General features: G+C 57.7%; 16 protein-coding genes and 2 pseudogenes. 6 read left to right on the forward strand and 12 right to left on the reverse strand.

Going from position 1 to position 21222, the window contains the following annotated elements; all coding sequences use genetic code 11:
- Nucleotides 1-7: 7 nt before the first annotated feature.
- The 10 genes and pseudogenes from ACEN8E_RS12840 to ACEN8E_RS12885 form a co-directional block, all read right to left on the reverse strand.
- Complete coding sequence (locus tag ACEN8E_RS12840; RefSeq protein ID WP_495592931.1) at nt 8-826, reverse strand: ABC transporter substrate-binding protein; 819 nt, start codon at nt 824-826, stop codon at nt 8-10.
- A gap of 300 nt (nt 827-1126) precedes the next feature.
- Nucleotides 1127-1717 (reverse strand): PAS domain-containing protein, encoded by a 591-nt coding sequence (locus ACEN8E_RS12845; RefSeq protein ID WP_495592932.1) that lies wholly within the window; start codon nt 1715-1717, stop codon nt 1127-1129.
- A 74-nt stretch (nt 1718-1791) separates the two neighbouring features.
- Nucleotides 1792-3048 (reverse strand): FAD-dependent oxidoreductase, encoded by a 1257-nt coding sequence (locus ACEN8E_RS12850; RefSeq protein ID WP_495592933.1) that lies wholly within the window; start codon nt 3046-3048, stop codon nt 1792-1794.
- Entirely contained in the window at nt 3045-3281 is a 237-nt protein-coding gene (locus tag ACEN8E_RS12855; protein ID WP_007994312.1) for a 2Fe-2S iron-sulfur cluster-binding protein, read from the reverse strand. Before ACEN8E_RS12855 ends, ACEN8E_RS12850 begins: the two co-directional genes overlap by 4 nt.
- On the reverse strand, nt 3274-4389 hold the full coding sequence (locus tag ACEN8E_RS12860; protein ID WP_495592934.1) for an NAD(P)/FAD-dependent oxidoreductase: 1116 nt from the start codon (nt 4387-4389) through the stop codon (nt 3274-3276). Before ACEN8E_RS12860 ends, ACEN8E_RS12855 begins: the two co-directional genes overlap by 8 nt.
- On the reverse strand, nt 4386-5318 hold the full coding sequence (locus tag ACEN8E_RS12865) for a 4-hydroxyproline epimerase (RefSeq protein WP_495592935.1): 933 nt from the start codon (nt 5316-5318) through the stop codon (nt 4386-4388). The genes ACEN8E_RS12860 and ACEN8E_RS12865 overlap by 4 nt, the downstream gene beginning before the upstream one ends.
- Nucleotides 5319-5432: 114 nt before the next feature.
- Complete coding sequence (locus ACEN8E_RS12870; RefSeq protein ID WP_225923675.1) at nt 5433-6104, reverse strand: GntR family transcriptional regulator; 672 nt, start codon at nt 6102-6104, stop codon at nt 5433-5435.
- A 397-nt stretch (nt 6105-6501) separates the two neighbouring features.
- Nucleotides 6502-6756: pseudogene (locus ACEN8E_RS12875) on the reverse strand (sodium/glutamate symporter); the annotation flags it as partial.
- A 295-nt stretch (nt 6757-7051) separates the two neighbouring features.
- Nucleotides 7052-8146 carry an AraC-like transcriptional regulator QhpR gene (gene qhpR, locus ACEN8E_RS12880; RefSeq protein ID WP_495592936.1) on the reverse strand — a complete coding sequence of 365 codons (1095 nt, stop codon included), beginning with the start codon at nt 8144-8146 and terminating at the stop codon, nt 7052-7054.
- Nucleotides 8147-8331: 185 nt separating this feature from the next.
- The gene (locus ACEN8E_RS12885; RefSeq protein WP_495592937.1) at nt 8332-9342 is read right to left on the reverse strand and encodes a phosphotransferase enzyme family protein; all 1011 of its coding nucleotides are present in this window, start codon (nt 9340-9342) and stop codon (nt 8332-8334) included.
- 260 nt (nt 9343-9602) lie between these two features.
- Between ACEN8E_RS12885 and ACEN8E_RS12890 the strand changes: the two genes are divergently transcribed.
- The 5 genes from ACEN8E_RS12890 to ACEN8E_RS12910 all read left to right on the forward strand — a co-directional run bounded on the left by ACEN8E_RS12890 (nt 9603) and on the right by ACEN8E_RS12910 (nt 17449).
- Nucleotides 9603-10913: an aspartate aminotransferase family protein gene (locus ACEN8E_RS12890; protein ID WP_495592938.1), complete on the forward strand. Its 1311-nt coding sequence runs from the start codon at nt 9603-9605 to the stop codon at nt 10911-10913.
- A 55-nt stretch (nt 10914-10968) separates the two neighbouring features.
- A complete protein-coding gene (gene exaC / locus ACEN8E_RS12895) occupies nt 10969-12489 on the forward strand; it encodes an acetaldehyde dehydrogenase ExaC (protein ID WP_495592939.1) in 1521 nt (506 codons plus the stop codon).
- A gap of 230 nt (nt 12490-12719) precedes the next feature.
- Nucleotides 12720-14669, forward strand: a complete 1950-nt coding sequence (acs, locus tag ACEN8E_RS12900) for an acetate--CoA ligase (protein WP_495592940.1) — start codon at nt 12720-12722, stop codon at nt 14667-14669.
- 458 nt (nt 14670-15127) lie between these two features.
- Complete coding sequence (gene fabG / locus ACEN8E_RS12905) at nt 15128-15901, forward strand: 3-oxoacyl-ACP reductase FabG (RefSeq protein ID WP_495592941.1); 774 nt, start codon at nt 15128-15130, stop codon at nt 15899-15901.
- A gap of 24 nt (nt 15902-15925) precedes the next feature.
- Nucleotides 15926-17449 carry an APC family permease gene (locus tag ACEN8E_RS12910; RefSeq protein WP_495593313.1) on the forward strand — a complete coding sequence of 508 codons (1524 nt, stop codon included), beginning with the start codon at nt 15926-15928 and terminating at the stop codon, nt 17447-17449.
- A 557-nt stretch (nt 17450-18006) separates the two neighbouring features.
- Here ACEN8E_RS12910 and ACEN8E_RS12915 read toward each other — a convergent pair.
- Nucleotides 18007-18529, reverse strand: a pseudogene (locus tag ACEN8E_RS12915) (phage integrase central domain-containing protein); the annotation flags it as partial.
- A 229-nt stretch (nt 18530-18758) separates the two neighbouring features.
- Nucleotides 18759-19673: a LysR family transcriptional regulator gene (locus ACEN8E_RS12920; RefSeq protein WP_495592942.1), complete on the reverse strand. Its 915-nt coding sequence runs from the start codon at nt 19671-19673 to the stop codon at nt 18759-18761.
- A gap of 258 nt (nt 19674-19931) precedes the next feature.
- Here ACEN8E_RS12920 and ACEN8E_RS12925 point away from each other — a divergent pair, with 258 nt between their 5' ends.
- The gene (locus tag ACEN8E_RS12925) at nt 19932-20954 is read left to right on the forward strand and encodes a zinc-dependent alcohol dehydrogenase family protein (RefSeq protein WP_495592943.1); all 1023 of its coding nucleotides are present in this window, start codon (nt 19932-19934) and stop codon (nt 20952-20954) included.
- Nucleotides 20955-21222 lie beyond the last annotated feature (268 nt).

A 21222-nucleotide genomic window follows, 5' to 3' on the forward strand; every position in this document is an offset into this window, starting at 1 on the left:
GGTCATCTCAGTAGTAGACCTGAGGTACGGTCAGGTTGGTCGGCGGGATCTCGGTGCCGACCCATTTAACGAACAGCTCCTTGTAGCGACCGTTGCGCACTTGCTGGTTGACGAACAGGTTGAGGTAGTTGAGCAGGCCGTACTCGCTGCGCTTGGCACCCAGGGACACGTAGTCGATGACGTACGGGGCGTTACCGGCGACTTTCAGGTTTTTGTATTTGCCCGACTTGAGGGTGGCGGCGGCCACGGTGTTGGTGACCACAGTGGCATCGATGTGGCCTTGGGCGACGGCTAGCAGGGTATCGCTCTGCGACTGGTAGGCTCGGAAACTGCCCGAACCCCAGTTCTTCACGTCTTTCTCCAGGGCGATGGCTTCATAGGTGCCGCTGGTGTTGCCCACTGCTTTGCCCTTGAGGTCGTCGAAGCCGTTGATGCCGGTGTCGTCGCGGGTCAGTACCACCATCTGGAAGGCAAAGTAGGGCACGGTGAGGCCAACGGTCTTGGCGCGTTCGAGGGTGTCGGAGGTAGACGCGACGATCACGTCAGCCCGCCCGGAGACCAGTGCCGGAATGCGATCCGGGAACGGCGTTTCCACCACTTCGGCCTCGACCCCGAGGATCTTCGCCAGGTCGTGGCAATAGTCCACATCGAAGCCGGCCGGTGAGTTGCTGGCATCGCGAAAGCCCATGGGCGGGAAGTCCAGGGTCACGGCGCAGCGCAGCTTGCCCGAACCGATGATGTCGTCGAGCTTGTCGGCCTGGGCAGTGGCGATAAAGGCGGTACTGAGAACAGCGCTGAGGGCTACGGCAAATGCGGGGTTTTTCATAGAGGCCTCGTTGATGTGAAGTGCTATTGAATATCGTATTGGAGATTTCGTATACGATATTAACAATAGCAACCAGCGTGCCTATTTCCAGTCCGAGGGGTGAATTAGTTGTCAGGCCTTGGCGTAGAGGTTTTGTAGCGCTGCAACCCGAGGCACGGTGACGCCAAGGTATCGGGGGCAGGTGTTACATATGGGAGCAGCGGTAGCGTGGGCGCCCCTTAAAGGAACACTGGCAGACGTTTTAATCGCGGGTGTACACGGTGGGCGCAGGAGCTGGCGCAGCCTGCGATCTTTTGATCTTCAGCGCGAGTTATCGCGATACTGACTCGGCGACAAACGGGTCAGCACCCGAAACTGCCGGCTGAAGGCACTGTGGTCGGTGTAACCACAGCGCAAGGCAATCCCGGTAATCGGTAACCCGGTGTGCAGTAGCAACCGCGAACCTTCTTCTTTCTGGAACGCCGGATGGTTGGACTGCGGCGATTGCAGGTCGCGGGAGATACCGGCCAGGCCCACGATTCGACGCTGTTCATCCTTCAAGGCGAGTTTGTGGGTCAGGCACCAGATCGACTGATTGCCATAATACAAATGCAGCTCCAGCTGATCGGCCAGTTCGCGACCGCTGGACAGCACTCGCCGATCCTGCTCGGTGTACAGCGGACCGGAGCGTTCCGGGAAGACCATTTCGGCGGTGCGCCCCAGCAGCTCGTCCACATGTTTGAGACCGCAACGCCGGGCCAGAGTCTGGTTGACGAAGGCGTAGCGGGCCTCGCAGTCCTTGATGAAAAACACCACGTCCGACAGGGTATCGAGCAACGGCGCGATGGGCTGAAGGCTGTTCAGCAGCGTCGGCAGATTGCAAGGTTCAAAGGTGGTGAGCGAGGGATACATGGCGCTGGGGGGCTGAGGGCGACCCCCGGGTTCATAGAGACTCGGCAGCGTGACCGAAACCCCAGGCGTGGTCATCACGCTGGCGGGGTATCGTCCAGGGACATCAGGGTTTCGATCCGCGCCGGGCTGAAGGGTGGGCGCGGTGCTGAGGGCTGCCAACCAAACAAATGCCGTACTGCGCCGCCACACACCCGGCCCTGACAGGCGCCCATGCCGCAGCGACTGGCGAGTTTGGCTTCGCGCCAGGCAGAGTGACCAGTCAATGCCGCGTAGGGCACGTCTTCGCAGCGGCAAACCAGGGTGTCGGGTTGGGCCAGGGACTTGAGTCGCGGGTCGAGGGCGAACGCGTTGTTCAGCGCCTTGGCGAAACCCTGCCAGCGCGCCCGACGTGGCCAGAATCGCTTGGCGGCTTCCAGATTGCCGACCGCAGCGTGGCCGGCAATCGCACCTTCCACCAAGGCCAGTTCACTGCCGCCGAACCCTGTGCATTCGCCCGCCGCATAATGATCGGCGCGGTTGCTGGCCTGCCAGGCATCCACTGCAATGGCTTGATCTTCGATGGCGCAACCCAGTGCCTGACCCAACTGGATATTCGGTATCAACCCGAAAGAACAGGCCAGCCGATCACATTCCAACTCAACGATGTTGTGTTGCTGTTGCAGGCGCACGCCTTCCACTCGGTCGGTGCCAAGCACCGCCAATACGTGGGTGGCGGTGCGGTAGTGGTGGTCGAACAGGCTGAACGATTGCAGCCATTTGCCAGGCCAGCGCGGCAGTTGCACGGCGAAACCGGCGACGGCGCTGCGGCTGGCCTGTTCGGCGATGCGTTGCACTTGCGCGCCATGCTGTCTGGCGGTGGCGGCACTGGCGAGTAACAGCGGGCCGCTGCCGGCGATCACCACGCGCTGGTTCTGCACCGGCAAACCGGCCTTGATCAGCGCCTGCAACCCACCCGCACCGGTGACTCCCGGCAGGGTCCAGCCGGGGAAGGGCAGCAGCAATTCACGGGCACCGGTGCACAGAATCAGTTTGTCGTAGCTGATCAACCAGCCATGGTCGTCATCTTCCACCAGCAGTTGTTTCGCGCCGGGGGCGGCGATCACCCGAGTACCGGCGTGATGGCGGATGTTGTTGCACGACGCCAGACGCTCGCGCAGGCGCCGGGCCTGACCGGGCACCTTGGCTTGAGGTCCGTCGCGCCAGATTTGCCCGCCCGGCAGCGGGTTGTCGTCGAGCATGACAATACGGGCGCCGCTGGGGGCGGCGGCAAGGGCCGCGCTCATCCCCGCAGGGCCAGCACCAATGATCAACAGATCAGCGTATTCATTCATGGGCGAGTCTCCACCTGCATGCCGTCACGGCACAGGGTCTGGCAAGCCAGGCGACGCCGGCCATCGATGGTCACCCGGCATTCCTGACAAATGCCCATGCCGCACAGCGGCGCACGGCGCTGACCGCTGACCGAGGTACGCGTGCAGCCGTCACTGGCCAACGCCAGGGCAGCGGCGACGCTGGTGCCTTCGGCGACTTTCAGGGCGTGGCCGTCCAGCAACAATTCAGGCATAGACCGGTTCTCCGAGAAAACGCTGGGGCAGATAAGGTTGTGCGGCCAGTGGCGGGGTTTCGTTGAACAGTTGCGCCACCAGTAAATCGGCGGTGCCGGGGGCGGTGGTGACGCCCAGTCCTTCGTGACCGACTGCCAGCCACAAGCCTCGACGTTGTGGATGTTGGCCCACCAGCGGCAAGCCGTCTGGGCTGGCCGCGCGCAAACCGGTCCAGGCACGGATGCCATTGAGCCGGGCCAGCCCCGGCATGTATTCGGCGGCACGCTTGAGCATTTTCGCGAGCATCCAGCCTTCGACCTGCGGGTCGGTGGTGCCGAATTGCCGCGAGGCGCCGATGAGCAGTTGCCCGGTGGGGCGCGGCTGGATATTGCAGGCGGTCGACGGCCCCGTGGCGTTGTGGGCACTGGTGACATAACCCAGTTCCACCAGCGTATGGGTGACGCTGCCGGGGTAGCGGTCAGTGATAAGCAAGTGGCCCTTTTTCGGCTCGATGGGCAATTCCGGGCACAGCTCGTTGGCTTGAATGCCGTTGGCCAGCACCACCGCATCGGCACTCAACCAGTGACCATCATCGAGGCGGACGCGGTTGCCATCGACCGCACTGACCCGTGCCCGGCGCTGGCGGATGTTCGGTGTTTCGAGCATCCATCCGGCCGTCGCCGGGGCGTATAGAATGCCGTCGCCAATGATCAGCAAGCCGCCTTCCAGTCCTTCGCTCAGTTCCGGTTCGCGCTGGCGCAGGGCATTGGCGCCGATCAGTTCGCAAGCCACGCCCTGGGCTTGCAGGTTCAGGAATTTGCTGTGGGCCACCGCCATTTCTTCGACATTCGCCGCCAGCCACAGCGTGCCGTTGCAGCGGTAGGCACAGCTGTCGGGCAGGTCCGCGCCCAGTTCGCGCCAGCGCTGCAACGAATATTGACTCAGGGCGAGTTCAGCGGGGTTGTCGTCGAGTACCAGCAAGTGGCCCATGCCGGCGGCCGTGGCGCCGTGCAGGCCGGCGTCCAGCACCAGCACCTGCAAGCCGCGACGGGCCAGCGCCTGGGCACAGGCAGCGCCGATAATGCCGGCGCCGATCACGATCACATCGGCCACCTGGCCCTCGTTCATGGGCGAATGCCCCAGGCGAACGGGTCGTCCTGTTCGATGATCAGGCTCGCCTCGGCACTGATGAACGCGCGACCACGAATGGTCGGCACGATGCGCTCACCCTGCAGTTCGTAGGAACCCTCGAACTCGCTGCCGATGACGCTGGCCTGGCGCCAGATCTGCCCCGGTTGCAATTTGTCGTCGGCGGCCAGGCATGCCAGTTTGGCACTGGTGCCGGTGCCGCAGGGCGAACGGTCATAGGCTTTGCCGGGGCAGAGCACGAAGTTGCGGCTGTCGGCGTGATCGTCATCGGCGAACAACTCGACGTGATCGATCAAGCCGCCGTCTTCACCGCGGATGCCTTGGTTTTCCAGTGCTTGCTGCACGGCGAAGGTGTAATCGGTCAGCGCTTGGAGGTTGTCGCCAGCCACCCGCAGGCCATGCTCGGCGATCAGGAAAAACCAGTTGCCGCCCCAAGCGATATCACCGACCACTTGGCCGATGCCCGGCACCTGCACTGCCAGCGCCTTGCGATAACGGTAGGCCGGTACGTTGCGCACGCTCACCGAATGGTCTTCGTGCAGGGTTGCCTGCACCGTGCCCACCGGCGTTTCGATGCTGTGCACGCCGGGGCCGATCTTGCCCAGGTGCGCCAACGACGCCACCAGGCCGATGGTGCCGTGGCCGCACATGCCCAGATAACCGGTGTTGTTGAAGAATATCACCCCGGCACAGGCGCCAGGGTCCACCGGCGTGCAGAGCAGGGCGCCCACCAGTACGTCACTGCCCCGTGGTTCCAGCATACAGGCGGCGCGCCATTGATCATGCTGCTCGGCTAACACCTTGCGCCGTTCGGCCATGCTGCCAGTGCCCAGGTCGGGAAAGCCGGCGGTCACCAGGCGGGTCGGTTCGCCGCCGGTGTGGGAGTCGATCACACAGATGCGTTTCATGGGAGGGCCACGTCCATTCGGTTGAGTGAACGCAAGAGTGGCCCGTGCGGCGGGGTGCCGGCTTGATGGATTTAGCCTGTGTCGATGACGAAATCGGCACAGTATCCGCAGCTGTCAGTGGCTGTGGGGCAGGTGCTCGAACAGGGTCGTGCAGACGCCGGCAATGTGCTCGTCCAGTAGCTTCACCGCCAGGTCCACATCCCCGGCGCGGCAGGCCGCCAGGATCTCGCGGTGTTCGTGATCGGCCCGTTCCTTGCCGGCCGACAAGCTCATCTGCATGCGTAGATAACGCTCCAGCTTGTCGTTGACCGAACGGATCAGACTCACCAGAAACGGTCGCTGCGCCGGCTCGTACAGGCAGGAATGCAGTTCCCAGTTGAGCTCGGCCCAGCGCCCCACGTCGTCCTCGCCGATGAACTCCTGACAGATGCGCTCGGCACGGGCGAAGGTCTCTTCGGTCATGTTCGGAATGGCCAGGCGCAGAATCTTGTCCTCCAGCAACATCCGCACTTCGAACATTTGCGCCAGTTCCGCATCGGAAACCCGCGTGACCATCGCCCCGCGATTGCGCTGGAACATCACCAACCCTTCGGCCTCCAGCCGCTTGAGCGCTTCGCGCACCGGGATCTTGCTGACATTGAACTGGCGGGCGATGTCGTCCTGGCGGATCGGCTCATCCTCGGCAAAATGCCCGGCGACAATCGCATCCCGCAGATGGCGGGTGATGATTTCCGAAGTCGAAGGCGTGTTGCCAAGGTCGGGTGCGTTGAGTTTGGGTAGGTTCACGGCGGCGGTCATTTGGAGTGAGATAGCGCTAGGGTATACGAAATTCTTTTGCTGATCTTCCCCGGTTCGACGTCGATGCACCCGTTTTCATTCAGGCCTGCGCCGCGTCGACTTCACCCATCGGCCTGGCTCTGTCAGCGACCTTGCGCGAGCGTCACTGACTTTACGTCCAGAAGGTCTCTCAAGGTCCGCACTCATGGTTGGGGGCATCCTTTTTGAGAAGGAGAAAGCTGCCCCCAATATGCCCCCGGATGCGCTGGAATAAAGCGGATCTTGACGGATTGCACTGGAAGGCTGAAGGCATTAAGCGCAGTAAACCTGGTCCTCTTGGAGGTGGCCTGCAGGCCTTCTCAGAGGCTATCCGGATCCCCTTCCGCACTTGCATCGATCGAGGTTGTCATCCTCTTTGTCTGCAGCGGGGGGGGGGGCGATTCATGTCAATGATCACGGCATTGACCAGTTTATTGAAAAAGCCGCACACCAGCGGCACGATGAGGAAGGCTTGGTGGGCTGCACCGTATTTTTGTGTCACGGTCGTCATGTTGACGATGGCTGTCGCGGTAGAACCGAGGGCAATCCCCCCGAATCCTGAAGCAATCACGCTGGCTTCGTAATCGCCCCCCATACAGCGGAAGACCACAAAATACGTATAGGCTTTCATTTCATCGGTGAGCGTGGAATCTACCTCGGCTGGCATACAAGCGTGATTGACCAGCATCGCTCTGAGAAGGCTAGCTGAAGCATCGGGGGTTCTCGTTCAGCAATCATGTTGCGTTGTGGCGCGAAATGCCGCCTACGCCTCCCGCCAGCTTTCAATCGGCATTGGCGGTTCAGAAGAGCCGCGGAAATAACCGGTGGATACGAAGACCAGTACGTTGTATTTGCGGGCCAGGACATCAAGTATGTAGGCAGTCCCCTTACATTGGCGCCGTCGTACGGGGAGTCGCCTAACTCACCAAGCTGTGCTTTTCTACAGAGTCATGATGCTGTCGCCATTGACGTGGGCTGACCCCAAACCAGCGGCGGAACGCTCGCGAGAACGCACTGGCTTCGGAGTAGCCTAGTAAGGGCGCCAACTCGGAAATTGGTAGTTGATGCAGTTGCAAGTAATGCGTTGCAAGCTCACAACGGGTTTTGTCTACCAAGACGGTAAATGGGAGTCCTTGGTCACGAAGCCGGCGCTGTAACGAGCAACTGGTCAGCCCCATGCTCTGCGCGATATCTTCCAGCATAGGCTCACCACTCAATAACTTATGGCGGACCTGTACCTTAGTGTCATCCACAATATTGGGAGCTGTTTTTTCGTGCATGTTCAGTTGACGGATAGCGTCTTGCATAACCATTAACAGGGTCGGATCGCTTCCAGGCATTTTTCGCCCTAGGTCAGCTTTGGGGATGATCAGTGAATTGCAAGGCTGCCCGAAATGCACCGGGGTATTAAATAAGCGGCAATGGTCGTGCCAGGACTCAGGTCGGGGGTGCTCGAAGTGAACGGCGCGAGGGGCCCATTGACTGCCGAGCGCATGACGGATCAAGTTGTTGATGATGCCCAGCGACAGTTCGGCATCCTGGCGTTTGCTAATAATTGCACTATGACGTACCTGATAATCAAAACGATAACACTCGCCGTCATCGACCAGGCGGATGAGGCTATTGTGTTGATGGTACGGGAAAGCGCGGGCGACATTGATCAACGCCTGTTCGACTGTCGATGAGCAGAGCCCGATGTAGCCGAGAAGTCCAAGGGCCTGAGGTTTGAACTGATGACCAAAATAAAGTCCGAAATTATCGCATCCGGACTGCCGAGCGGTTTCCTCGAAAACTTTGCAGTAGTTTGGCAGCCCTACACTCTGGGTCGGATGCTGCAAGTCTTCAGGACTGATACCTGAAACGCCCAGAATTCGATCAGCGTCACCTCCATACTGATTGATAAAGGTATAGAGACCACTCGCTGCGGCTGCCAAAACCCCAGTGTTTCGGTTGCCGATACTGGCCGACATTTGGATAGAAATATCGGACTCTGGAGCAAGGACTGGGGTCATAATGCATTTCTCTTATTATTATGAGGGAAGGTGTCATAGCAAGTAGCATGCCATTATGACAACCTATCTAGGCTCGATATCTTCACCAGCACCAGTGGTCCTTTCTGGTGCGTATCGTGTTTTTTGTACCCATCTTGAAAGGAGGGGCATGTGTTCTTTTGAAACGCCGGACTACTGACGAGTCCTCAAGCTGTGATCTGTGCCAGTTGGCCATCCAGATAACGCTGGCACAACTCAACGCTTTGCTGGACCCAGTTTGCCTCGAGGCTACGTACTTGCTGGGTGTCAGAGTGGGTTACGGTCCAGGCAAGAAGCTGGATTCGCCGTTGGATTATGAAGGTGGGGATCATTGCGATGTCGCTGGCTTCCAGGCGGGCGACAGTTGCATAACCGCACAACCAGTTCTCGATCCAGTCGTTCAGCCTTTCATGATGCTCGTGAAAACTTACCGCTGCGGCCAGGTCGTGCATGTACCAGCCTAAACCGCAATCATCAAAATCGATCACATGAGTTTTGTCCTGCTCAATGAGCAGGTTTGTCAGACGAAGGTCTGCGTGAATCAGGCCGTAGCGCTTTTCATTTTGACCATAGCGAGACAACATCTTTGCCACAACCTGCATCGTGTCTTCGATCAGACTTGAACCGTGGCTGTCCAGGCGGGCTGCATTTCTCCAGTTTCCCCAGTGACCGTTCGGCCCGACCATAGTTTGGTGATCCCAGACAATCCGTTGGAACTCGGCAGGGCGTTGCCATTCCTGACTGTGCTTATGCAACTTTGCAGTAATAGCGCCAAGGCGCATGAAGGCGCCGGGATCGACATCTGCTGTGGGTTCGCAGCCATCTACCCAATGGAATAGCACCATGTTAAGCATGCTACCAGTTGCCACTCGAGCTTTCTGCACGTAACGCCCATCCCGGCCAGATATGGGGCGTGGTACCTGAATGCCTGATTCATGCAGTGAATTAAGCCAGTTCAGCTCACTCTCGACATCGGCTTGCTGGTGATAACCAAGCTTATGCACTCGCAAGGCGTAGCGATGCCCTGCCGGCGTATCGATACGATAGGTGGCGTTCTCTGAGTGGCAAAGCAATGTTACGTGCCCTTGCACAGCGGGTGGATAGCAGCGGTTCAGTATATCAATGGCCAAAGTGTGCTGAGTCTGCAGGTCAATTGCTTCATGTTGGGGGGTGAACATAGTGCAGCTCCTGAGCGTCCTGATGGAAAGTGATAATCAGGATGGGGGGACGCTCGGGGACGCGCTTGACCTTGGGTGAACGTAATTTGACAGCAGGCGGCATTTGCAAGAACTAGCTGAGTAACTTGACTGGGAGGCGAGTAATGACTCACTCAAGGTCAAGTCGTGTCTAGAAACCACCGGCACTATTTCCCTCAAGCAATCGAAACGCGAAAACCATGTTTTGCACCTTTTGTATGCCTCGGGAGGCCCGGATTACTATGCTGAAAACCAACGCTTTTTCTGTGGAACACAGTAGTTCGCTCTCGTCGCGCAACCGCGAGATGATTGAGCGGCGGCGCAGAGTGATGGGGCCGGCCTATCAACTGTTTTATCAGAATCCCTTACACCTGGTTCGCGGTGAAGGTGTCTGGGTTTACGACGTCGACGGGCAACGGTACCTGGACGTCTATAACAACGTACCGGCAGTCGGCCATTGCCATCCGTACGTAGTAGATGCGCTTTGCCGACAGGCCCGTCTACTCAATACCCATACCCGTTACCTGCACGATAACGTGCTGGATTTTGCCGAGAAGCTGGTCGGGACTATGCCTCCCGAACTGAGCCAGACGATGTTCACTTGCACGGGTAGCGAGGCCAATGACCTTGCCGTGCGCATCGCTCGTGAATACACCGGCGGCACTGGTGTGATTATCACTGGTTACGCCTACCACGGTCTGACAGCGAGCATCGCGGAACTCTCGTCATCAATGGGACCTGGGGTCGCAGTTAGCCAGAGTGCGCGCATGGTTGCGGCGCCAACGCACAATCCGAAAAACCCTGAAGAGGTTGGCCGACGCTTTGCCGCTGACGTTCGTGCAGCTTTAGCCGATATGCGTCGGCATGGAATTAAACCAGCGGCCTTGCTACTGGATACTTTCTTTACCAGTGACGGTGGTTTCTTCGAGCCGGCAGGTTTTCTTCGCGAAGCCGTAGAGGCGGTGCGTGAAGCTGGTGGAATCTATATCGCAGATGAAGTTCAGCCCGGTTACGGACGTTCAGGCCGTCATATGTGGGGTTTCGAGTGCCATGGTTTAGTCCCTGACATCGTCACCCTGGGTAAACCGATGGGTAATGGTCACCCTATGGCGGGTATCACTATCAGGCCGGAAATCCTCCATCGCTTTGCCACTGAATCGAGCTACTTCAACACCTTTGCCGGGAACCCGGTGTCGTCTGCCGTTGGCCTGGCGGTACTGGAAGTTATCGAGCAGGAAAACCTCATGGCGAGTGCCCACGAGACCGGCAAGCATTTGCTTGAGGGCTTGAATGGCATTGCCGACCGCTACCCGGTCATCGGTGAGGTCCGTGGCATGGGTTTGTTTGCGGGAGTGGATTTCACAACGCCAACCGGCGCCCCTGACGCTCAAACAGCTGCCAAAGTGGTTAACGGTCTGCGTGAGGAGAAAGTCCTGATCGGTGCGTCTGGTCCGCATGCCCACACGCTTAAAATCCGACCCCCGTTGGTATTTCAGCGTGAGCATGCGGATATTCTTCTCAGCAGCCTGGAGCGTGTTCTCGGACGCCTCTGATCACGGTATTTGAATATTTCCCAAAAAATGACAAAAAAATATAATGGAGAGAACCATGATCTATGCCCACCCCGGTACTGAAGGCGCTATCGTTTCGTTCAAAGCCAAATACGGCAACTACATCGGCGGCGAGTTCGTCGCGCCTGTCAAAGGTCAGTACTTCACCAATACCTCGCCCGTGAATGGCCAACCGATTGCCGAATTCCCGCGTTCCACGGCCGAAGACATCGACAAGGCCCTGGATGCTGCCCACGCCGCTGCCGATGCCTGGGGCGCCACCTCCGCCCAGGCGCGCTCGCTGGTGCTGCTGAAAATCGCCGACCGCATCGAACAGAATCTGGAAACCCTGGCGATCACCGAATCCTGGGACAACGGCAAAGCCGTGCGCGAAACCCTCAACGCCGACATCCCGCTGGCCGCCGACCACTTCCGCTACTTCGCCGGTTGCCTGCGCGCCCAGGAAGGCAGCGCTGCCGAAATCGACGGCAACACCGTGGCCTATCACATCCATGAACCGCTGGGCGTGGTCGGGCAGATCATCCCGTGGAACTTCCCGATCCTGATGGCCGCCTGGAAACTCGCCCCGGCGCTCGCTGCCGGTAACTGCGTGGTACTCAAGCCTGCCGAACAGACCCCGCTGGGCATTACCGTGCTGGTCGAGCTGATCGGCGACCTGCTGCCACCGGGCGTGCTGAACATCGTGCAAGGTTTCGGCAAAGAAGCCGGCGAAGCCCTGGCCACCAGCAAACGCATCGCCAAGATTGCCTTCACCGGCTCGACCCCGGTCGGCTCGCACATCATGAAATGCGCCGCCGAAAACATCATTCCATCGACCGTGGAACTGGGCGGCAAGTCGCCGAACATCTTCTTCGAAGACATCATGAAGGCCGAGCCGTCCTTCATCGAGAAAGCCGCCGAAGGCCTGGTGCTGGCATTCTTCAACCAGGGCGAAGTCTGCACCTGTCCTTCCCGTGCACTGGTGCAAGAGTCGATCTACGACGAATTCATGCAGGTAGTGATGAAAAAGGTCCTGCAAATCAAACGTGGCGACCCGCTGGATACCGACACCATGGTCGGCGCCCAGGCGTCCGAGCAGCAATTCGACAAGATCCTTTCGTACCTGGAAATCGCCAAGGGCGAAGGTGCCGAACTGCTGACCGGTGGCAAGGTGGAAAAACTCGAGGGCAACCTGGCAAGCGGGTACTACATCCAGCCGACGCTGCTCAAGGGCACCAACAAGATGCGCGTGTTCCAGGAAGAAATCTTCGGCCCGGTGGTGAGCATCACCACCTTCAAGGACGAAGCCGAAGCCCTGGCCATCGCCAACGACACCGAGTTCGGCCTGGGTGCCGGCCTCTGGACCCGCGACATCAACCGCGCCTACCGCATGGGCCGCGCCATCAAGGCCGGCCGTGTGTGGACCAACTGCTACCACCTGTACCCGGCCCACGCCGCGTTCGGCGGCTACAAGAAGTCCGGCGTCGGCCGTGAAACCCACAAGATGATGCTCGACCACTATCAGCAGACCAAAAACCTGCTGGTGAGCTACGACATCAATCCGCTGGGCTTCTTCTAAACACCAGGGTCGGTACGGGAGAGTGTCGCCCACCGGATTCATATAGGGGGCACTCTTACAACAAGAAGCTGCCCGGTTCAACGCGCTGGTCGGATTGGATCTACCTCGGTTTGATGGCCGTGGGATCCATCTACCTCCAATGGACTACGCATCAACAAGCCAGCGCGTCGGGGCTCAAGTAGCCCGCTACACGTACGGTAGAAACCTATCCCAATAAAAAAGGAACCGTTATGTTCGAGACTACCACATACCCTATTCCCGACTCAGTGCGAGAACGTGCGTATCTGGATAACGATCAATATCTGCAGATGTATCAGCAGTCCATTGAAAACCCTGAGCTGTTTTGGGGGGAGCAGGCGTCACGCTTTCTCAGTTGGTTCAAACCTTGGGACCAGGTATATCAAGACGGCATAAACAGTGGTGCAACCCGGTGGTTCCAGGGGGGGCAACTGAATGTTTCGTATAACTGCATCGACCGCCACCTGAGCGAGCGTGGCGATCAGGTCGCCATCATTTGGGAGGGTGATAGCCCTTCAGAGTCGGTGCAAGTCACCTACAACGAACTACACCGTCAAGTCTGCCGCTTGGCTAACGTGTTGAAAAGTCGTGGTGTGAAGAAAGGCGAACGGGTCTGTATTTACATGCCTATGGTCATTGAAGCGGTCTATGCCATGCTGGCATGTACGCGCATAGGTGCAGTCCATACCGTGGTGTTCGGTGGCTTTTCCCCAGACGCTCTGCGTGACCGCATCAACGATGCGAACTGCACCACGGTGATTACCTCCAACGAGGGTGTTCGTGGCGGCAAACGCGTTCCGCTCAAGGTCAATACCGATCTGGCCCTGGTCAGTTGCCCACAGGTAACTACCGTATTGGTTGTGCGACGTACTGAAAGTCAATGCGCATGGGTGGACGGGCGAGATCTGTGGTACCACGAAGCTATAAGCGTTGCCGATGATGTCTGTGTGGCAGAGCCAATGGATGCCGAAGCACCATTGTTCATCCTCTACACGTCAGGTTCTACGGGTAAACCCAAAGGGGTTGTGCATACCACGGGCGGTTATCTGCTTCAGGTCTGCATGACGCACAAATATGTGTTCGACTATCACGGTGGTGACATCCATTGGTGTACCGCCGACATTGGGTGGATCACGGGTCACAGCTATGTGGTCTACGGTCCACTGGCAAACGGCGCGACGACACTGATTTTTGAAGGCGTGCCGACTTATCCTGATGCATCGCGCCTTTGGCAGGTGGTGGATAAGCATCAAGTGAATATCTTCTATACAGCCCCAACGGCTATCCGCGCCCTGATGCGCGAAGGTGACGATCCAGTGCGGGCCACCAGCAGGAAAAGCCTGCGTATGCTGGCCACTGCGGGTGAGCCGATCAATCCAGAGGCCTGGGAGTGGTTTTACAAGGTGGTCGGTGAACGGCGTTGCCCAATTCTCGACACATGGTGGCAGACCGAAACAGGTGCCATCATGATCGCACCGCTGCCAGGTGCGACTGCGCTCAAGCCAGGATCGGCAACTCGTCCATTCTTTGGTGTACAACCAGTATTGTTGGATGATAGTGGTCGGGAGGTTCACGGCCCTGGCTCCGGAGTTCTCGCAATCAAAGCCAGCTGGCCAGGCCAGATACGCACGATTCACGGCGACCATTCCCGGTACGTAGAAACCTATTTCAAACCCTACCCAGGCCATTACTTCACAGGAGACGGCGCGCGCCGTGACGAGGACGGCTATTACTGGATCACAGGTCGTGTCGATGATGTGATCAACGTTTCCGGCCACCGGATCGGCACAGCAGAGGTTGAAAGCTCGCTGGTGCTTCATGAGTCTGTGGCCGAGGCGGCAGTGGTCGGGTATCCCCATGATGTAAAGGGGCAGGGCATCTATGCCTTTGTAACCACAATGCGAAACGTGGAGCCGACTGAGGCATTGAAGAGAGAGTTGGTGGCGATGGTCAGCAAGGAAATCGGCAGTTTTGCTAAACCCGAGCTGGTGCAATGGGCCCCTGCATTGCCGAAGACTCGCTCAGGAAAAATTATGCGCCGGATCCTGCGCAAGATTGCTTGCAACGAGTTGGATACACTTGGAGATATCAGTACATTGGCCGATCCTGCAGTGGTGGATGAGTTGATCGGTAAGCGATTGAATCGCGAGGCAACTCTTTAAGCGCTGCAACGCAGAGAGTCCGATACAGAAGGGTTCTCTGCAATTTTTCCAGGCGAGTTTTTTCGAAAGTTAACACTCCCTTACGTGGGGGGTGATGACCCGTCGGCCAGCCGCCTGTCCTATCTGGCATTACTCTATTCGATTGTCAGTTAATCGAAATCCTCACGTGCAACTTCTGCCATCCCCTCTGCCTGTCAACACTCAATCCCGGCTTACACAAAAACTTTGAATGAGCCTTTGATAATCGGGCTCTGAAGCAGAGTGAAACCTCGTCTGAAGCATCCCCTTCAGACCTGCCACTGGGTCCGAAGCCCCCCCCAAATTCCCCGTCCGTCGTCAAGCTTCAGTCCACGACGGTCGACTTGATAGCAGGTCTTTAAATTTGTCATCTGCGGTCAAGTTTGAATCGCTGAAGGAGCACAACATGCTTTGCAGTTATCCCTAGAGGAGGGTCGCTGATGTTTACATCATTGCAAGGCAAAAGTGTTTTAGTCACTGGAGCAAGTGCTGGTATCGGACTTGGAATCGCCCGTGGTTTTGCCCTTCAAGGGGCCAATGTCGCGCTCAGTGCTCGTACGGCAGCGAAGCTGGATGCAGCGGTTGAAAGTCTGCGCGCCGAGGGGCTGAACGTCCGTGGATTCGTCGCTGACGTGGCCGACGCAGGCAGCGTAAAGGCGCTAATCGAGGCCGTAGCTGATACTCATCAAGGGCTGGATATTCTGTGTTGTAACGCCGGAGTTTTTCCATCTGCAAGTCTGGACACGCTCTGCGAGTCCGATTGGGACCATGTGATGGGGACGAATGCCAAAGGCACATTTTTTTGTGTGCAAGCAGCTCTTCGGTACCTTCGCAAAGCTCAATATGGCCGCGTCATTCTCACCTCATCTATCACGGGACCGATCACTGGCTTCCCAGGTTGGGCACACTATGGTGCGAGTAAGGCTGCACAACTCGGGTTCATGCGTACTGCTGCAATAGAACTGGCGCGAGACGGTATAACGATAAACGCCTTGTTACCAGGCAACATTCTGACCGAAGGTCTCCAGGACATGGGTGAGGGTTACCTCGCCGATATGGCCGCCTCGATTCCGCTGAAGCGCCTTGGCATCATCGAAGACATCGCGAATGCGGCACTGTTTTTTGCCTCCCGAGAAGCCGGATATGTTACAGGCCAGAGCCTGATCATAGATGGCGGTCAAATTCTTCCAGAATCGCTACAGGCCCTGGCCTGATACAAAAGGAGTAATGCCGTGACGATGATTAATGAACCATTCAATGCCCCAGCTACCGATGTGCAGAGACTGCGCAAGAACTCTGTAGGGCTGTTCGGCGTGCTCTTCATGACGGTGGCGACCGCAGCACCAATTACTGCGATGCTCGGTAACGTACCTATTGCAGTCGGCAGCGGGAACGGTCAATACGCTCCAGCAGGCTATTTGGTGGCGACTATCATTCTGGCGCTTTTTTCCGTTGGCTACTCCCAGATGGCAAAGTACATCACCGCGACCGGTGCATTCTACGGCTTCATCTCACATGGCTTGGGTCGCGTGATCGGAATGGCTTCGGGTATGGCCGTGACACTGACCTACATCGTGTTTGAGGCTGCCTTGGTAGGTATTTTCGCATTCTTCTGCCAAGACCTGATTATGACGATGACCGCCATCAAGATACATTGGATGGTCTTCGCCCTATTGATGCTGTGCGCCAATGGCGTGCTTTGTTATTTTGACTTAAGTCTCGCCGCCAAGGTCCTGGGTTTGTGCTTGTGCCTGGAAATCCTGATGCTGGGGATGATGGCGTTTGCCGTGCTTTTCCACGGTGGAGATGCGCAAGGTCTCCACGTAGATTCGATTAATCCACTCAATGCTTTTAAACCTGCCGAGGGTGTTGCAGGGGCGAGTGCAGGATTGGGATTGTTCTTCGCATTCTGGTCGTGGGTGGGTTTCGAGTCGACGGCAATGTATGGCGAGGAGTCCCGAGATCCGAAACGCATTGTTCCGTTAGCAACCATGTTAGCGGTGGTGGGCATCGGTGTATTTTACGTGTTCGTTTCCTGGATGGCCGTGGCCGGTACAGGGCCTGCTGAAGCAATACGCCTGGCACAAAACCCAGCGACTGCCGCTGAGTTATTCTATGGTCCGACCCGCACCTACCTGGGAGAGTGGGCCGTTACACTGTTCAAGATACTCGTCGTCACGGGCTCTTTCGCTTGTGGCATGGCTTTCCATAGCTGCGCATCACGTTACATTTACGCGATGGGGCGCGAAAACCTCTTTGATTGCCTCGGTCGGAGCATTGGTCGCACGCACTCACGTCACGGGTCTCCTCATGTGGCATCAACGTGTCAGAGTGTGATTGCTACGCTGATAGTTCTGGGTTTCTGGGCAGCCGGCAAAGACCCATATGCCGATATGTATACGTTGCTGGCGATCCTCGGGACCATGGGTATCATGATCGTTCAGGCACTTTGTGCCTTTGCGGTGATCGCCTATTTTCACTTCACACCTGAAAATCGCCACAACGCAAACTGGTTCAAGACCTTTCTCGCGCCATTGATCGGTGGCATTGCGATGCTGTACGTGGTCTATCTGCTCTGGATTAACATGGACTTCGCAGCCGGCAGTGCTTCGGAATCTATCCTGTATAAATTGACCCCCTACATCGTGGCGGCGAGCTTTTTGTTGGGCGGCGGCATTGCGTTATATTTCAAATACTTCAACAAAATTAAGTATCAGGTTATTGGTCGGATTGTGTTGGATGACCAGCGAAGCATTGCTTAAGGCGCGACTCGCGCTGTAAGTGAAGGAGGGCTTGAGAGGCCGTCATTTTTTGATGTTCATCGCCATGATGGCTCAGAATGTGGCGGCTTTATTAAAAAATAGACCTCGGTTTCGGTTTTTCGCTAAGGAAACTCGAGCAACAGTCAATTGCCCTGGTCCGCCAGTTGTTGCATTCGACCTGACAGTCTCTTGAACCGCATTTGACCAGCACGCCCCTGACTATGACCGACAGATGACGACCCATAGGAGACGCTCATACCAGAGATGACAGATCCGTCTCCGCCGGGTAATTCCCCTGAATCCAGGCGTCAGATTGTTTTTTTGCCAGCCTGATGGCTGTAGTCATATGCGGTACGATTCTTTCTTGGTCATGTCAGATTTTTCGTTAATGAATTCAATCTGACTCTCTACGATGCGCCGGTGCTTGGTAAGTGACGACGGACTTTGGAGCCACCCGGCAGGTGATTCTGGTTGCGATCGATTATTTCTAACGTGTGACGCCAAGTGTCTGCATCATCGTAGGGCCAGTGCCGCGTAAGACGCGTGGTGTTCGTTCCCTATCTTCGCAATTGGTCCAGGTAGTCAGCCCACAATTGCGCGGCATCTCAGTGCGCCAGGCATCCGGTGCGACAGTGATAACTCCAGCACGATAGGGTCAACGGCCAAGTGTTCATGCGCGATGGTCCGGTAGGTAGCGCGAAAGCCGAGAGCGGTGATGTTGTACTCCGGCCAGATGCGTTGGAAGGACTTGAGCATCGAAGTCGGATTGATTGGTCGGCCAGGGTAGGCCGGCGAAGTGAACACCTAGCCCTTTCCTTGCTCATCAACCACAAAGGTTTTCCGAAGCTCGCGCAGCAGAACCAAGGTTTGTTCCGGCAAAGGAACACGACCTCCGGCGAAACCGAGAATGGCGCGGATGATAGTGCGCACGCGTTTGGCCATGGCCATGGTGCCTTGGCTGCGAAGTGTGGTCAGAATCGCGCTGATGTGCTCCAGCTTGATTTCGGTGACCGGCTTCTTGCCTATGAGCGGGAAGACATGGTTGGTCAATGCGCCCCGGAAGCCGGCGAGGGACTTGCTGCCGGGTTCGGTCAAGGATCGGACTAAGGCATCGCTGAGTTTTCATCTGAAAGCAGGGGCCTTCTCTGGAGGCATCATGTGGGGACATCACTTTCAAAATGACCGGAATTTGCCCCCAATTGTGCCCCATGATCCTTGGAAGTCAGTGGAATTTAACGGACGGTCTTGGACTGGAAAGTCTCGTAATGTGCCGTATTAAAAGGGGTTGCCATTGTTTCTAGAGGCCTTCTCAAAGACTATCCGGATCCCCAAAGAACATCTGGATCCGCGACCGCAACCAGCGCTCACCCGGATCATTGTCCTGCGATCCGCGCCAGGCCATGTGCAGTTCAAAACTGCGCACCGGCAATGGCGGATCTTCCGCACGCACACCACCCGCGGCAGTCAGTGCATCAGCCGTGTAATCCGGCACCGTAGCCACGATGTCGGTGCCGGAAAGCAGGGTACCCAGCCCATTGAACTGCGGCACCGCGAGCACCACATGACGCTTGCGCCCGAGCTTTTCCAGTTCTTCATCTATGAAGCCGCTGAGGTCGCCGGCGAACGACACCAGTGCATGGGGGCGAGCGCAGTAGTCATCCAGGCTCAGCGGCCCCGGCACGGTGTCGGCGCGCAACAGCTTCGGCTTGCTGCGGCGCAGTACCTTGCGCTTGGCATTGGCCGGCAGGTCGGTGGTGTAACTGACGCCGATGGAGATCTCACCGGATGCCAGCAACCCCGGCATCAGGATGTAGTTGACCCGGCGCACCACCAGCACAATCCCCGGCGATTCGGCACGCAGGCGCTTGAGCAGCATGGGCAGCAGGGCGAACTCGACATCGTCCGACAGGCCGATGCGGAACACCGCGGTACTTGTGGCAGGATCGAACTCGGCGGCACGGCTGACGGCCGTGGAAATCGAGTCCAGAGCCGGCGACAGCAGGGCGAAAATCTCGATCGCCCGGGCGGACGGCTCCATGCTGCGGCCGGTACGCACGAACAACGGATCGTCGAACAACCCGCGCAGGCGCGAAAGCGCCGCACTGATGGCAGGCTGGCCGAGGAACAGTTTTTCCGCAGCTCGGGTCACGCTGCGTTCGTGCATCAATGTTTCGAAAACGATCAACAGGTTCAGGTCGACACGACGCAGGTCATTACGATTCATCTGGAGTCCTGGCAGAGTCAGCAAACTTGACGTGAGCGGCCATATGAGAACAATGGCCAGCGGGAATATTACGGGGAAAGACTGGTACTCTGCACCGGGTAATTCCGATTTCCTGCCAAGGAGGCCAGTTTCCGGCGGCATTTGACGATGCCGTGGAATCAATGACAGGCATGTCGACTATTAATAGCCACTGATAGTGTTGGGTTCAAAGCCCAGCTAGAGTTCAAGGCATTAGAGGTTCATTTGGCGAGGTTTGCGATGTCCCGCACGATCCGTTTTCACAAGTTTGGTCCAGCCGAGGTGCTCAAATGCGAAGAGCATGCGGCGGCTCTGCCTGCACCGGGCGAAGTGCAGGTGCGCGTCGAAGCGATCGGCATCAGTTGGTATGACACTCTGTGGCGCCAGAACCTGGCCTCGTCCCATGCCCGGCTGCCTTCAGGCCTCGGTCAGGAGATGGCCGGTATCGTCACCGCTGTCGGTGAGGGTGTGGATGACCTGGCCGTCGGTGACAAAGTCGCCAGTTTCCCGGCCCAGAGCCCGAACGATTATCCGGTCTACGGCGAACTGATTGTACTGCCGCGCTCGTCGGTGACCCGCTACCCGGATGTGCTCAGCCCGATCGAAGCCAGCGTGCACTACACACCGTTGCTGGTTGCCTATTTCGGCTATACGGATCTGGCACGGGTCAAACCCGGGCAGTTTGCCCTGGTGACCGATGCCAGCCATTGCGCCGGACCCTCGTTCGTACAGCTGGGCAAGGCCTTGGGTGTTCGAGTGATCGCTGCGACCAAGAGCGAACAAGAGCGTGAATACCTGCTGTCGCTGGGTGCCGAGAAAGTCATCGTCACCGAAGAAGAAGATCTGCTGATGCGGATCAACAAAATCACCGATAACCGCGGCGTGGATGTGGTGTTCGATGGTTTGGGCGGTCCGCAGATGTCCTTGCTTGGCGATGTGCTGGCGCCACGCGGCAGCCTGGTGCTGTACGGCCTGCAAGGTGGCAACCAGACGCCTTTCCCGGCTTGCGCAGCGTTCCAGAAGAACATTCAGTTCTTCGTACACTGCATCGGCAACTTCACGGGCAAGCCGGAACTGGGCATCACCCAGGACCAGGTCGCACTGCAACGTGCCTTGCGCGACATCAATCAGCTGACCGCCGACCGCGTTCTGCTGCCGCTCAAGACTCGGGTCTTCCCGTTTGCCGAGTTTGTCGAAGCACACCGCTACATGGATGAATGCCCATGTCGCGAAAGGGTTGCGCTGCAGGTCGAACCGGCATGACGCTCGCCCAGGACGCCATCCGATAACCCTGCTCAAGAGTCCGTGCCACACGGACTCTTTCGTTTCAGCCCCCCCAAAAAATACCGTCGATCCGCAGGCCGGTCCAGCAACTGAACTGGTTTTTGCTCGTAATCTGTAGCTTCTAATCAGCCACTAAGCCCTGATAATTGAATGATTACTTTCATCTCAAGGAATGAGTCATGGCTGGGTGTCAGGCTGTAACTTTTCAATGTGCGCCGTTGGTGCAAATCTCCAAATTAGTTCGTTG

This window comes from Pseudomonas sp. Pseusp9 (genome assembly GCF_059491265.1).

What these genes read in the sequence shown, in the direction of transcription:
- ACEN8E_RS12840 (WP_495592931.1), bottom strand. Translation starts at nt 826, where the DNA reads ATGAAAAACCCCGCATTTGCCGTAGCCCTCAGCGCTGTTCTCAGTACC.
- ACEN8E_RS12845 (WP_495592932.1), bottom strand. Translation starts at nt 1,717, where the DNA reads ATGTATCCCTCGCTCACCACCTTTGAACCTTGCAATCTGCCGACGCTG.
- ACEN8E_RS12850 (WP_495592933.1), bottom strand. Translation starts at nt 3,048, where the DNA reads ATGAATGAATACGCTGATCTGTTGATCATTGGTGCTGGCCCTGCGGGG.
- ACEN8E_RS12855 (WP_007994312.1), bottom strand. Translation starts at nt 3,281, where the DNA reads ATGCCTGAATTGTTGCTGGACGGCCACGCCCTGAAAGTCGCCGAAGGC.
- ACEN8E_RS12860 (WP_495592934.1), bottom strand. Translation starts at nt 4,389, where the DNA reads ATGAACGAGGGCCAGGTGGCCGATGTGATCGTGATCGGCGCCGGCATT.
- ACEN8E_RS12865 (WP_495592935.1), bottom strand. Translation starts at nt 5,318, where the DNA reads ATGAAACGCATCTGTGTGATCGACTCCCACACCGGCGGCGAACCGACC.
- qhpR (WP_495592936.1), bottom strand. Translation starts at nt 8,146, where the DNA reads ATGACCCCAGTCCTTGCTCCAGAGTCCGATATTTCTATCCAAATGTCG.
- ACEN8E_RS12885 (WP_495592937.1), bottom strand. Translation starts at nt 9,342, where the DNA reads ATGTTCACCCCCCAACATGAAGCAATTGACCTGCAGACTCAGCACACT.
- ACEN8E_RS12890 (WP_495592938.1), top strand. Translation starts at nt 9,603, where the DNA reads ATGCTGAAAACCAACGCTTTTTCTGTGGAACACAGTAGTTCGCTCTCG.
- exaC (WP_495592939.1), top strand. Translation starts at nt 10,969, where the DNA reads ATGATCTATGCCCACCCCGGTACTGAAGGCGCTATCGTTTCGTTCAAA.
- acs (WP_495592940.1), top strand. Translation starts at nt 12,720, where the DNA reads ATGTTCGAGACTACCACATACCCTATTCCCGACTCAGTGCGAGAACGT.
- fabG (WP_495592941.1), top strand. Translation starts at nt 15,128, where the DNA reads ATGTTTACATCATTGCAAGGCAAAAGTGTTTTAGTCACTGGAGCAAGT.
- ACEN8E_RS12910 (WP_495593313.1), top strand. Translation starts at nt 15,926, where the DNA reads ATGATTAATGAACCATTCAATGCCCCAGCTACCGATGTGCAGAGACTG.
- ACEN8E_RS12920 (WP_495592942.1), bottom strand. Translation starts at nt 19,673, where the DNA reads ATGAATCGTAATGACCTGCGTCGTGTCGACCTGAACCTGTTGATCGTT.
- ACEN8E_RS12925 (WP_495592943.1), top strand. Translation starts at nt 19,932, where the DNA reads ATGTCCCGCACGATCCGTTTTCACAAGTTTGGTCCAGCCGAGGTGCTC.